The sequence below is a fragment of the Streptomyces sp. NPDC000941 genome, from assembly GCF_053599555.1.
This window is the reverse complement of record NZ_JBSFMM010000031.1, coordinates 25729-38925: the sequence shown is the minus strand read 5'-3', so window position 1 is coordinate 38925 and position 13197 is coordinate 25729. Positions and strand designations below refer to the sequence as shown.

Below are 13197 nucleotides of genomic sequence, written 5' to 3'. Positions count from 1 at the left end.
CCGTTGGTCTGTACCAAAGATCATCGATGTCGTGAGCGGCGTCGGTGTTGTCGGTGTGTTGGCGTTCCCCGAAAGGCGTGGTCGATGTCCACCAGCAAGCCCGGCACGGACCTGCGACGACTCGCACTCTCCGTCCTGCAACCGGGGTTCGTGGGCACGGAGGCGCCGGAGTGGATCCTGCGTGACATCGGCAACGGCCTGGCCTCCGTCGTGATCTTTTCGCGCAATATCGAATCCCCGGACCAGCTCGCCCGGCTGACCGCGCAACTCCGCGCCGAGAACCCGTCGTTGATCGTAGCGATCGACGAGGAGGCCGGTGATGTCACCCGGATCGAGTCCGCCACCGGCTCCACCCGCCCCGGCAACCTCGCCCTCGGGACGGTGGACGACACCGAGCTGACCGAGTCCGTCGCCGCCGACCTGGGCCGCCAACTGCGTGGAGCGGGCATCAGCCTCAACTTCGCGCCCACCGTGGACGTCAACTCCAACCCGGACAACCCCATCATCGGGGTCAGGTCCTTCGGGGCGGACGCCAAAACGGTGTCCCGGCACGCCGCCGCGTGGATCAAAGGACTCCAGTCGGCCGGAGTCGCCGCCTGCGCCAAACACTTCCCCGGCCATGGGGACGTCGCCGTCGACTCCCACCACGGCCTGCCCAGTTACGACGCCGACCTCGACCGAATCGCCGCCCAGGCCCTGCCGCCGTTCCGCGCCGCACTGGACGCGGGGGGCCGCGCGGTCATGAGCGGCCACCTCCTGGTGCCCGCCTACGACCCGGAGCTGCCCGCCACCCTCAGCCGCCGAATCCTCGACGGCCTGCTGCGCCAGGAGCTCGGATTCGACGGGCTGATCGTCACCGACGCCATCGAGATGGGGGCCGTCGCCGACCGCTACGGGATCGACGGGGCCACGGTGCGCGCCGTCGCCGCCGGGGCCGACGCCATCTGCGTCGGCGGGGAGAGCGCCGAGGAGGCCACCGCCCAACTGCTGGCCACCGCCCTCGTCGACGCCGTGGCCGCCGGGGAACTCGCCGAGGAGCGGCTGGCGGAGGCGTCGGAGCGGGTCCGGGCGTTCGCCGAGTGGTCGACGGAGCTGGGCCGGTCCGCCCCGGCCGGTGCGGTCGACGGTGCCATCGGCTTCGTCGCCGCCCGCCGGGCCATCCGTATGACCGGCTCCGTGGCGGAGTCGCTGCCCCTGGCCGCGCCGCCGCATGTGGTGGAGCTGGTGCCCGCCACCAATCTGGCCATCGGCAAGGAGACCCCCTGGGGCGTCGCCGCACCGCTGAGCGAGCGGCTTCCCGGCACGACCTCGGTCCGGATCCATCCGCAGGAGTTGCGGACGCGGGCAGCCACCCTGGAGGCGTCCGCGCTGACCCCCGCCTCCGGACGCCCGCTGGTGGTCGTCGTCAGGGACGCCTCCCGGCACCCGTGGATGGGCGGCGCCCTGGCGGACCTCGTCACCGCGCGCCCGGACGCGATCGTCGTGGAGATGGGCCTGCCGGGCGCCACCGCCCCCGGCGCGGTGCACATCTCCACTCATGGCGCGACCACGGCGTCCGGGGTGGCCGCGGCGGAGGTCCTGGCAGGGACGAGGTAGAGCCCCGCGCGCCACGGCCCGTACGTGGGTGCTACGAGGACTTGCCCCGGGCCGATGTGTTGATGAGCTCGTCGGCGACCCACCGCGCCACGTCGACGGGGTAGGGCGTCGACAGTCCGAGGACGATATGCCCGAAGCCGGCGTCGATCGCCTCGTCGATCGCGTCCCGGGTGGCGCCGGGCCGGTCGTACGAGACGGACAGGTGGATCGAGCGGGTGATCGAGGCGGGGTCGCGACCGATCTCGGCGCAGTAGCGGTCCAGCAGCGCACTGCGCTTGACGACGTCGTCGATGTCGCCGCCGGGGATGTTCCACATGTCGGCGTGTTCGGCGACCACGCGCAGGGTCGAGGCCGCGCGTCCGCCGATGAGGATCGGCGGATGGGGGCGCTGGACGGGTTTGGGATTGCCGAACGCCCCGGTGAGCTGGTGGTAGGAGCCGTCGAAGTCGAACGGCTCCTCCTCGGTCCACAGCCGCCGGATCACCGTACAGGCCTCGGCGAGGCTCCCCACGGCGTGTGCGGTGTCATGGAAGGGCAGGCCGTGTGCCGCGTACTCGCGGTGTGCCGCGGGAGGGCTGGGGCGTGAGCCGACGCCGATGCCGAAGTCGAGCCGTCCGCCGGAGACGATGTCGACGGTCGTGGCGATCTTGGCCAGCATCGCGGGCGGCCGGAACCGGTTGCTGGTCACCAGCAGACCGAGCCGCAGCCGTCGGGTGTGGGCGGCGAGGGCCGAGAGCAGTGTCCAGCCTTCGTGCGTCGGTCCGTTCGGGTCGCCGCCGATCGGCATGAGGTGATCGAACAACCAGGCGTGCTCGATCTCCGGAATGGTGTCCGCCTCGCGCCAGACTCGGAGGACGTCGTGGTAGTCGACCTGCATCGGGGCGGTCATGATGCCAAAACGTGGCCGGGGTGTGTACGGCATGGAGCTGTTGATCCTTTCCGTACGGTCAGCGGCGCCGCAGCGACGGGTCGAGCAGCGCGGGCGGAGTGTCGTGCTTCTCGTGTGCGGCCAGGTCGACACCGGGCGCGACGATCGCGTCGATGGCGTCGAGCACATCGGCCGGGAGCACGGTGTCGGCGGCGGCGAGTTGCGTGTGCAGATGGTCCAGGGTGCGGGGGCCGATGAGAGCGCTGGTCACGGCGGGATGCGCGGTCACGAATCCGAGCGCGAGCTGGATCATGGTCAGACCGGCCTCGTCGGCGACCTCGGCCAGCCGCTCGACGGCGTCGAGCCTGGCCCGGTTGGCGGGGATGGTCGTGTCGAAGCGTTCCGGCATGAACGTCGAGCGGCTGGTGGTGATCTCCCGGCCCTCGCGGATCGCGCCTGACAGCCAGCCCGCGGCCAGCGGGCTCCACACCAGCACACCGAGCCCGTACTGCTCGGTCACGGGCAGCACATGGCTCTCGACACCGCGCTGCAGGATCGAGTAGCTGGGCTGCTCGGTGACATAACGGCTCAGGCGGTGCTCACGGGCGGCCCACTGGGCCTGCACGATGCGGTATGCGGGAAACGTCGAGGAGCCGAAGTGGCGGATCTTTCCGGCGCGCTGGAGGTCGGTGAGCGCCGACAGTGTCTCCTCGTCGCTGGTGTTCGGGTCCCAGCGGTGGATCTGGTAGAGATCGACGTGGTCGACACCGAGCCGACGCAGGCTGTTGTCCAGCTCGGTGACCAGCCAGCGGCGCGAACTGCCCCGATGGTTGCGCTCGTCGCCCATCGGCATGCCGGCCTTCGTGGCCAGCACGATGTCGTCGCGGCGGTCGGCGATGGCCTTGCCGACCATCTCCTCCGATTCGCCCGCGCTGTACATATCGGCGGTGTCGATGAGGTTGATCCCGCCCTCGAGAGCGGCATCGACGATGGCGGTGGCCTCGTCCTGGGTGGTGCGCCCGATGCTGCCGAAGTTCATGGCGCCGAGCGCGAGAGAGCTGACCTGCACACCGGTGCGGCCCAAGGTGCGGTACTGCATGACTGTGTTCCTCCACTGCGGATGAAGCGTGGCGGTATCGCGTGATGACAATGCGTGGTTTGGCTGCCGGGTCCCTGCTCTGGCATCATGAGAAAGCGGAACCTCGTTCCGGAAAAGACGATACGGAACGTTGTTCCGCTTGGCAAGTTCGTTGATGGCCGGGTGGTGGAAGGAGCGGTGCGGTGAACGACAGCGACGAGGGCGCGGGACGCGCGGCCCGGTCCAAGCGGGCGGACGCCCGGCGCAACCAGGAGACCCTGCTCGACGCGGCCGCCGCGGTCTTCGTCGCGTCAGGCGTGGAAGCGCCGGTACGCGACATCGCGGCCAAGGCCGGCGTCGGGGTGGGCACGATCTACCGCCACTTCCCGACGCGAGCGGATCTGATCATCGCCGTCTACCGGCACCAGGTCGAGGCATGCGCCGAGGCCGGTCCGGCCCTGCTGGCGAGCAGCGCGACCCCGCATGCCGCGCTGGGGCAGTGGATCAACCTCTTCGTCGATTTCCTGGTCACCAAGCACGGACTCGCCGCCGTGTTGCAGTCCGACAACGCCGGCTTCGAGACGCTGCACGCCTACTTCCTCGACCGCCTCGTGCCCGTGTGCACCGAGCTGCTCGACGCCGCGGTCGATGCCGGCGAGATCCGCTCCGATGTGGCGGCCATCCAGCTCATGCGCGGCGTCGGAAACCTCTGCATCGGCGCCGAGCACAATCCCGACTACGACGCACGACGACTGGTCGAACTCCTCATCGCGGGACTACGCCTGCCGCCTGGGTGACTCAGACGGTGCCGGGCGCCGCCACCGTCAACGCGTAGTCCACCGTGACCGTGAAGTCCGCCGACCTGCCCCGGATTTTCAGCGTGTGCTTCCCGGCCATGAGCGCGGGCAGCTGAACCCACAGCCCGCATCCCGTCCCGCTGAAGCGGCCGCTCGAATCGGTCACGGGGTTCCCGGGCGCGGCCGTCACCGTGATCGTCGTCCCGAGGTAGCGATCCGGGCTGATGCCCCGGCCGTCCAGGCTCGCCGTGCCCGAGGCCGTTTTCATGAAGTCGGCGCAGTCCGCTGAGCCGCCCACGAGGTTGATGAGGGGGAAGGCGACGGGGCGGCCACTTGGCACGGTGCAGGCCCGTTCGACCTGCCCGCCGAAGGTCCCGGCCACAAACCACACGTCGTCCGGCTGGTTACGGTCGCACGACCGCCCGTCCTCGTCGGCGACCGGGTTCGTCGACGTCTCTTCCGACGCCGCCCATGTCCACCACCGTCCCTGAAGGTCCGCGGGGGAGAGCCGGGTGGCGGCCGGTGCCGAGGGCGAGGAAGCCGAGGGCGACGGTGTGGCTGGGGAGGGCGCCGCTGACGTCCGCTGCGGTTCCGATGGCCGGTCCGACTCTGCGGCCCGCGAACCGCCGTCGTCCCCTCCGCCGCATCCGGCGACCGCGACCACCGCTGCGGCGGCGATCCCTATCCATCCCGTCCGGCTGCTCATTTCCTCGCTCCTCTCAGGCACCGGACACGATATATCCCGGCGTGGCGCCGCATGGAGTGGCATCGGTGTCTGTCCAGAGCGGGCCATCCATGCGATCGTCTGATGGATCGTCTGAAGCGTCAGGTGCCCAGGTGAACGGTGGCCGACTGCGCCGCGCCCGAGCGCTGTACCCCCGGTGTCCTTCCATCCCCAGGGAGTGCAACTCATGTCCTTCGCACGACAGACGAACACACCACAGACAAACACACCTCAGACAAATGACTACACCCGCCGCGGTGTTCTGTGGACCGGCGCCGGTGTCGCGGCCGGCGCGGTGGCCGCCGGAGCGGCGGCCCCGGCCGGCGCGGTGGCCGCCACCCCGCGGGACCAGGCGCGGCCCGAGCCCTGGCGGCTGTGGTACCGCGGGCCGGCCCAGGAGTGGCTGGAGGCGCTGCCGGTGGGCTGTGGCCGGCTGGGCGCCATGGTGTTCGGCGGGGTGACCGTCGAGCGGCTGCAGCTGAACGAGGACAGCGTGTGGGGCGGCGGCCCGCACGACTACGACCCGCCGGGCGCGCTGGACGTGCTGCCGGAGCTCAGACGGCTGGTGTTCGCCGACGAGTGGGGCGCGGCGCAGCGGCTGGCCGACTCGTCGTTCATGGGCGTCCCGAGCGAGCAGGCGCCGTACCAGCCGGTGGGCGATCTGCGGTTGGCGTTTCCGGGTGCGGGCGAGCACACGGACTACCGCCGGGAGCTGGACCTCACCACGGCGATCACGTCGGTGACGTATGTCAGCGATGGGGTGCGGCACACCCGTGAGGTGTTCGCAAGCCTGCCCGACCAGGTCATCGTGGTGCGGCTGAGCGCCGATCGGCGGGCCTCGGTCTCGTTCGAGGCGGAGTTCTCCAGCCCGCAGCAGAGCACCACGGGTTCCGTGGGCGCCGCCACGATCCGGCTCGACGGCATCAGCGCCGCCTGGCAGGGACGCCCGGGCGAGGTGCGCTTCCAGGCCCTGGCCCGGGCCGAGGCCGACGGCGGAACGGTGCGTACCGAGGGGGGCCGGCTGATCGTCGAAGGCGCCGACGCCGTGACCCTCCTGATCTCCATGGGCACGAGTTACCGCGGCTACGACGACGTGGCCGGCGATTCCGGCGCCGCCGCCGGACGCCATCTCCAGCGCGCCTCGGCCCGGCCGTACCGCGCGCTGCGCGAGGTGCACACCAAGGACTACGGGGCGCTGTTCCGCCGCGTCGACCTCGACCTCGGTACGTCCGAGGCGGCCTCGCTGCCGACCGACGAACGCATCGCCCGCCGACAGCTGGACACCGATCCGCAACTGGCCGCTCTGTACTTCCAGTACGGCCGCTATCTGCTGATCTCCAGCTCGCGCACTCCGGGGCACGCCGCCAATCTCCAGGGCATCTGGAACGACAGCCTCACACCGGCCTGGGAATCGAAGTACACGCTCAACATCAACTGCGAGATGAACTACTGGCCCGCCGGGCCGACCAACCTGGTGGAGTGCTGGGATCCGCTCTTCGACCTGATCCACGACCTGTCCGAGACCGGGGCGCGCACGGCGCGTCAGATGTACGGCGCCACGGGCTGGGTGGCGCACCACAACACCGACGGCTGGCGCGGCACCGCACCGGTCGACTTCGCCTTCTACGGCGTGTGGCCCACGGGCGGCGCCTGGCTGGCGGGCATCATCTGGGAGCGCTATCTCTACACCGGCGACAGACACACCCTGCGACGGCACTACCCGCTGATGAGGGGCGCCGTCGAGTTCTTCCTCGACACACTTCAGGAAGACCCCAGGACCGGCTGTCTGGTGACCAACCCCTCGCACTCTCCCGAGGTGGGCCACCACGAGGTCGACGGCGAGAACGTCAGCATGTGCGCCGGACCGACCATGGACATGCAGATCCTGCGGCAGCTCTTCACCGCCTTCGAGGGCGCGTCCGAGGCGCTGGGCGAGGACCCGAAGCTGCGCCGTGCCGCCGCCACCGCCCGTGGCCGGCTCGCCCCGACCAAGGTCGGCTATCTCGGCCAGATCCAGGAGTGGCTGGAGGACTACGAGGGGGACGCCGCCCTCTCGCGCAGCCGGCATATCTCGCATCTATGGGGTCTGTTCCCGGGTGAGGAGATCAATCCGCGGACCCGTCCGCAACTCGCCGCGGCGGCCCGGCGCACGCTCGAACTGCGCGGTGAGGCCGGTGCGGGATGGTCGCTCGCCTGGAAGATCAACTTCTGGGCGCGGCTGCTCGACGCCGCCGAGGCGTACAAGCGGCTGTCCAACCTGCTGGTCCCGGCCCGCACCGCGCCCAACATGTTCGACCTCCACCCGCCGTTCCAGATCGACGGCAACTTCGGCGGGACCTCGGGGATCACCGAGATGCTGCTGCAGAGCCATTCGGGAGAGGTCGCGCTGCTGCCCGCCCTGCCCGAGGCATGGCCGGACGGCGCGGTGCGGGGGCTGCTGGCCCGCGGCGGGTTCACGGTCGACCTCGCGTGGCGCGATCACGCACTGCACCGGGCCGAGATCCGGTCCACCGGCGGCCATGAACTGAGGCTGCGCACTCCGTCGCCGGTGACCGTCACCTCAGGCGGAAAGGCGGTGCGTGTCGACCACCCCGAGAAGGGCGTCACCGTCTTCGCCACCCGTCGAGGCACCGCCTACGACATCCGGCCCGCCACCGCTTGAACATTTCCGACAACCTGGGAGGTCACCATGGCAGACCTGGCCAGACGGCGGCTGTTCGGTCTCGGCGCACTGCTGACCAGCGGAATACCACTGCTGGGCAGCGCACCGAGCCGGGCCGCCGACCGTACGGAAGGACAGGGCACACCAGGCCGGCATCGCGCTTCACTCGACCGGGAGCTGCGCGAACGTGCCAGGAGGATCAGCGAGAGCGTCACTCGTCCGAGCTTCCCCGACGCATGGTTTCCGATCACCCGACACGGGGCCGTCGGCGACGGGGTGACCGACTGCACCGAGGCCATCGACCGGGCGATCAAGGACTGCCACGCGGCCGGCGGCGGCCATGTCCTGGTGCCCGAGGGGCGGTGGGCCACCGGGGCCATCCATCTGCTCAGCGGCGTCGATCTGCATATCGCCCAGGGCGCGACCCTGCTCTTCAGTACCGACCCGGCCGCCTATCTGCCCGTGGTCCGCACCCGCTGGCAGGGCGTCGAGCTCTACAACTACTCGCCGCTGATCCACGCCGACGGCCGGCACGACATCGCGGTGACGGGCGGGGGCGTCCTCGACGCACAGGGCGACAACCAGCACTGGTGGTTCTGGGTGGGCTCGGGACAGTACGGATGGCAGCCGGGGATGCCCAACCAGCGGGCGGACTGGGCGGCGCTGGAGCGCATGGGCGTGGAAGGAGTGCCGGTCGAGGAGCGCGTCTTCGGCGCCGGCCACTATCTGCGCCCCAGTTTCATCCAGCCCTACTCCTGCCGGAACGTCCTCATCGAAGGCGTCACGCTGCGTCACTCGCCGATGTGGAACATCCACCCCGTGCTGTGCCGCAATGTGACCGTGCAGGACGTCGTCGTGGAGAGCATGGGGCCCAACGGCGACGCCTGCGACCCCGACTCCTGCGAGAGCGTCGTCATCAGACGGGTCACCTTCGCCACGCACGACGACTGCGTGGCCATCAAATCGGGCCGGGACCAAGACGGCTGGCGCGTCGGCGTCCCGTCCAGGAACGTTCTGATCGAGGACTGCCGCTACCTCGGCGGTGGCGCTGCGGTGGCCGTCGGCAGCGAGATGAGCGGGGGAGTGGAGAACGTGGTCGCCCGTCGGCTGCGGATCCCGTACGACAGCTCGCTCAACGAGCCCAGCGTCGCCTGGATCCTCAACGTCAAATCGACCTCGACGCGCGGCGGGTACATCAAAGACGTGCATGTCACCGATGTGGCCTGCCCGGCGTGGACCTATGTGCCCTTCGAGGTCACCTTTCAGTACATGGGGGGATCCGGGGGCGATCGCTACCCGGAGGTGTCGCGGCTGTCGGCGCGGAACTGGTCCGTCGGTGGCCCCTGTGAAATCCCCTTCCGGATCCGCGCCGTTGCCGAGGCCCCGGTGCGGACGGTGCGCCTGGACAACCTCACCTTCCCCCGGCCCGCGAAGGATCCGCTGATCGAGAACGCGACCGGTGTCACCGTACGCAACGTACTGGTCGGGGGCAGCCCGTACCCGGACGACATTCCCTGATACCAAGGGGTGTTCAGCGCGCGGCCGCTGTGCTTCCATGCCTGGTATGCCATAGGGATGCCGGAGCTGAGGAGCGGGTTCCATGGGAGCGTTACGTCCGTTCGTCGTGGCCCTGCTGCTGTCGCTGGCCGCCGCCCCGTCCGCTGTCGTTCCATCAGCCGCTGCCCCGTCCGCTGTAGCGCTGCAACCGCGGGGGCTGGGCCGAGGGGTGTGCGCTGACACCTCGTTGCGGTTCACCTTCGGGACCGCCGTACGGCTGGGCGTCAAAGGGCGGCTGAGTGTCCACCAAGCCGACGGCGCCCTCGCCGATGTCGTCGATCTCGCCGATCCGGCGACGTATCATCGGTCCATCGGGGGCGCCCGGTCCGACTACGGCGAGGTGCACCGCTGGACCTATGAACCGGTGGTCGTGGACGGGCGTACCGCCGCCGTCCAGCTGCACCGGCGACTGGCCCCGGGCCAGGAGTACTACGTGACGGTGGAGCCCGGCTTCTTCGAGGGCTACCAGGGCATCGAATCCCCCGACACCTGGCGCTTCCGCACCCGGCGCGACCCGGCGCCCGGCTCCTCCCGGCTGACCGTGAACGGCCGGGGCGGCGGCGACTTCTGTACGGTGCAGGGCGCGGTCGACTCCGTACCGGAGGGCAACACCCGTCCGGTGCGGATCGACGTGGCGCCGGGGTTCTACCGGGAGATCGTGTACGTCGCCCAGTCCAGACCGCAGCTGACCGTGCGCGGCGCGGGGGCGCGCCGTACCGTCATCGGCTATCCGAACAACAGCGTCCTCAACGGCGACGCGGCGATGGCCGACGTACCGCCGGAGCAGAGCTACTGCCCGCGTCGGGTGCTTCCGTATCCCGACCGCCACAACTGCTGGCGCGCGGCCTTCGGCGTGGACGCGGACGACTTCCGGCTCCAGGACGCCACCGTGCACAACCTCACCCCGGAGGGCGGCTCGCAGGCCGAGGCGTTCCGGGGCAACGGCGACCGCATCGTGCTCGACCGCGTGCGCGTGCTCAGCTACCAGGACAGTCTGCGTCTGCAGGGGCGGGCCTTCGTGACGGACAGCTATGTCGAGGGCGATGTCGACTTCGTCTGGGGGACCGGCGGGGTCTTCATCCAGGACTCCGAGCTCAAGGCGCTCGACCGCGGCTACCTCAGCCAGGTCCGCAACGGCGAGGACGGCCCCGGCAACGTGTTCGTCCGTACCCGGCTGACGCGCGCGGCCGGGGTGGCCGACGGAAGTGTGCTGCTGAGCCGCATCGACAGCCGCTTCCCCGGCAGCCAGGCGGTGTTCATCGACACCTGGATGGACTCCCATGTGGCGCCCGTGGGCTGGGGGCTGACCGGGTTCGACTGCTCGTCGGGCCAGAAGCTGCGGTTCCAGGAATACGGCAGCGAGGACCTGGCGGGCCGGCCCGTCGACACCGCCGGGCGGCTGGCCTGCTCCCGTCAGCTCACCGCGGCCGAGGCCGAACGGTGGCGGGACCCCGCGGCGCTGCTGGACGGCTGGGACCCGCGCGACGCGAGCGATCAACGAGAGGGAAGGTGAGGGACCGGCATGCTGCCCATGCGCCGGAGGAGTGTTCTGGGAAGTGTCCTGGGGACGGCCGGCTCGCTTGCCGCGCTCGGCGCCCCCGGCACGGCGTTCGCGGCTGACGCGGCTGACGCGCCTCGCGGAGGCCGGGACCGGCCGCGCCCGGTGGCGCCCGTCAACCAGGAGGTGGCGGACGCCCACAGCGCGGCGTACAAAACGCTGCCGCAGGACGTCGTCGGCGTCGACGTCGAGGCGCTGATGGCGGTGCACACGCGGGCGGACATCGAGCGGCTGCGGACCGCGCTGATCGCCGAGGTGTGGAAGTCCACCGACGGGCGGTTGCCCGACGCGCTGCCCGAGGTGGAGCGCGGGGTCATGGCCCCGGAGCTGCCCGAGTTCAGCGGCGTGCACCGGATCGACCGGCTCACCGTACGTCTGCCGTATGGGCTGACATCCGTCGTCTTCCTGCTGCTGCCGCGCCGTACGGCGCACGGCCGCTTCGCGCTCTACCACAACGGCCACGGCGAGGTGCCCGACACCATGCGGCGCACCGCCCAGGCGCTGCTGGACGCCGGGTACGGCGTGCTGCTGTTCGCCATGCCCCTGTACCACTGGAACCCGAAGGAGCTGCGGGAGCCCACCGACCCCGACACCTCGGTCGTCGTGGAGTCGCACAACGATCTGGGGCCCTGGGAGAGCGCGGACTTCTCCACCCTGCGCTTCTTCCTGGAACCGCTCGCGGTGGCCGTGAACCATGTGCGGAGGGTGTACGAGCCGCCGTCGCTGCAGATGATCGGGTTCTCCGGGGGAGGCTGGGCGACCACCGTGTACCCGGCGCTCGACCCACGGATCACCCGGAGCTATCCGACCGCCGGGTCGCTGCCCTTCTTCCTGCGCTCGGCGCCGCCCAGCCCGAGGCCGACGACGGGGGACTGGGAGCAGCGGCGGGACCGGCATCCCGCCTTCTACGGGATCTGCGACTTCCCGGACCTGTACGCGCTGGCGTCGGTCGGTGAGCACCGCCGTCAGACGCAGATCCTCAACCGGTTCGACTCATGCTGCTTCAACGGTGTCGGACACCGGGCCTACGAACCCGTGGTGCGGCAGCGCGTCCAGGGCATCGGCAGTGGCCACTGGGAGCTGCTGGAGGATGCCACCCACGGCGACCACACCATCAGCCCCTTCGCCCTCTCCGTCATCCTCTGGGATCTCGAGGTCAACTGCGCCCGGGAGCCCTGACGGTTCATGGACAGTTCATGACGGGAGGTGGCCGCGGCGGTAGCGGGATGCCTCGCCCGCCGCATGGGCGGCGAACAGGGCCGCGGTCTCGTCCGGGTCGCCGTCGCGCAGCGCGGCGAGCAGTTCCGCGTGGAGCTCGGCCATCGCCCGCCAGTCCCCCCGGTAGCGCGGGTTGCCCAGCACATGCAGCCCCCACATGCTCGGCTCGATGATGTGCCACAGCCGCAGCAGCGCCGCGTTGCCGGCGGCCGTGCACACCGTGCGGTGAAACGACATATCGGCGTCGCGGAAGTCCCCGATGTCGCCACCGTCCGCCGCGCGGCGCATGGCGTCGATGTCCTCGGCCAGGCGCCGCAGACACTCGGCGTCCAGGCGGCCGGTCGCCCTGCGGGCCGCGTACATCTCGAACATCACACGGATCTCGCGCACATCCCGCGCCTGCCGGTCGGACACCTGGGTCACATACGTGCCCTGGCGCGGCAGGGAGTTCACCAGCCCTTCGTGGGCCAGCCGTTTGATGGCCTCGCGGGCCGGAGCTTGGCTGGTGCCCATCCGGCGCGCGATCTCCGACTCGACCACGCGCTGGCCCGGCACCAGCTCGCCGGAGACGATCCAGTCGCGCAGCCGCGCGTAGACGTGGTCGGACAGCAGTTGGCGGGGGAGCGGGGCGTCGAGGGCCGTGCGTGCCGGCCGCGGGACCGGGCCTGAGGGGGCGGACGGAGCCGTACGCCGGCCGGCCTGCTCCTGCCGGATGCGGGCGACCGTCGACTGGGACAGGCCCAGCTCCTCGGACAGATCCCGGGTCGACGGCACGGGTTCGCCCTCGTGCGCGAGGTCCAGCACCGCCGCGACACGGCGCTCCGCGTCCTGGCGTCCCGGGCTGCGCGGACGGCCGGAGCGGCGGGCGTCGGACAGCCCCGCCGGGCCGTGTTCCAGGAAACGCTGCCGCCACTTGGCCACCGTCGCCGGGCTGACGCCCAGCCGCTGCGCGATCTGACGGGTGGAGTGGCCCTCGGCGCAGGCGAGCACGATACGGCTGCGCAGACACAGCGGGCCGGAGTCCCGCGCCGACCACTGGACAAGGGTGTCACGGTCCGCCGCGCCGAGCCGGGGCATCCGCGGCGCCTTGGACTCCTTGGACTCCTCCGACCCCTCAGGCGCGACCATGAGCCATCCCC

Annotated in this window: 10 protein-coding genes; 6 read left to right on the top strand and 4 right to left on the bottom strand. The window is 70.9% G+C overall.

Features of this window, described 5'->3' with window-relative positions; translation table 11 throughout:
- The first annotated feature begins 84 nt into the window (after window positions 1-84).
- A complete protein-coding gene (locus ACWDSL_RS13010) occupies window positions 85-1596 on the top strand; it encodes a glycoside hydrolase family 3 protein (RefSeq protein WP_450484671.1) in 1512 nt (503 codons plus the stop codon).
- 31 nt (window positions 1597-1627) lie between these two features.
- Here ACWDSL_RS13010 and ACWDSL_RS13005 read toward each other — a convergent pair whose 3' ends face one another.
- Together ACWDSL_RS13005 and ACWDSL_RS13000 are read right to left on the bottom strand one after the other, a co-directional pair.
- A complete protein-coding gene (locus tag ACWDSL_RS13005; RefSeq protein ID WP_450484669.1) occupies window positions 1628-2518 on the bottom strand; it encodes an LLM class flavin-dependent oxidoreductase in 891 nt (296 codons plus the stop codon).
- 25 nt (window positions 2519-2543) lie between these two features.
- A complete protein-coding gene (locus ACWDSL_RS13000) occupies window positions 2544-3563 on the bottom strand; it encodes an aldo/keto reductase (RefSeq protein WP_450484667.1) in 1020 nt (339 codons plus the stop codon).
- Between the two features lie 182 nt (window positions 3564-3745).
- Here ACWDSL_RS13000 and ACWDSL_RS12995 point away from each other — a divergent pair, with 182 nt between their 5' ends.
- Window positions 3746-4339, top strand: coding sequence for a TetR/AcrR family transcriptional regulator (locus ACWDSL_RS12995; protein ID WP_450484665.1), 594 nt, complete (start codon window positions 3746-3748; stop codon window positions 4337-4339).
- A gap of 1 nt (window position 4340) precedes the next feature.
- Here the strand turns inward: ACWDSL_RS12995 and ACWDSL_RS12990 are convergent, their stop codons facing one another.
- Entirely contained in the window at window positions 4341-5045 is a 705-nt protein-coding gene (locus ACWDSL_RS12990) for a signal protein (protein WP_450484663.1), read from the bottom strand.
- A 205-nt stretch (window positions 5046-5250) separates the two neighbouring features.
- On the opposite strand from ACWDSL_RS12990, the gene ACWDSL_RS12985 reads away from it, so the two are divergent.
- The 4 genes from ACWDSL_RS12985 to ACWDSL_RS12970 all read left to right on the top strand — a co-directional run bounded on the left by ACWDSL_RS12985 (window position 5251) and on the right by ACWDSL_RS12970 (window position 12019).
- The gene (locus ACWDSL_RS12985) at window positions 5251-7725 is read left to right on the top strand and encodes a glycoside hydrolase family 95 protein (protein ID WP_450484661.1); all 2475 of its coding nucleotides are present in this window, start codon (window positions 5251-5253) and stop codon (window positions 7723-7725) included.
- 27 nt (window positions 7726-7752) lie between these two features.
- Window positions 7753-9243, top strand: a complete 1491-nt coding sequence (locus tag ACWDSL_RS12980; RefSeq protein ID WP_450484659.1) for a glycoside hydrolase family 28 protein — start codon at window positions 7753-7755, stop codon at window positions 9241-9243.
- 82 nt (window positions 9244-9325) lie between these two features.
- Window positions 9326-10795 carry a pectinesterase family protein gene (locus ACWDSL_RS12975; protein WP_450484657.1) on the top strand — a complete coding sequence of 490 codons (1470 nt, stop codon included), beginning with the start codon at window positions 9326-9328 and terminating at the stop codon, window positions 10793-10795.
- Window positions 10796-10804: 9 nt separating this feature from the next.
- Window positions 10805-12019 carry a hypothetical protein gene (locus tag ACWDSL_RS12970; RefSeq protein WP_450484655.1) on the top strand — a complete coding sequence of 405 codons (1215 nt, stop codon included), beginning with the start codon at window positions 10805-10807 and terminating at the stop codon, window positions 12017-12019.
- A 15-nt stretch (window positions 12020-12034) separates the two neighbouring features.
- Here ACWDSL_RS12970 and ACWDSL_RS12965 read toward each other — a convergent pair whose 3' ends face one another.
- Complete coding sequence (locus ACWDSL_RS12965; RefSeq protein ID WP_450484653.1) at window positions 12035-13186, bottom strand: helix-turn-helix domain-containing protein; 1152 nt, start codon at window positions 13184-13186, stop codon at window positions 12035-12037.
- Window positions 13187-13197: the final 11 nt, after the last annotated feature.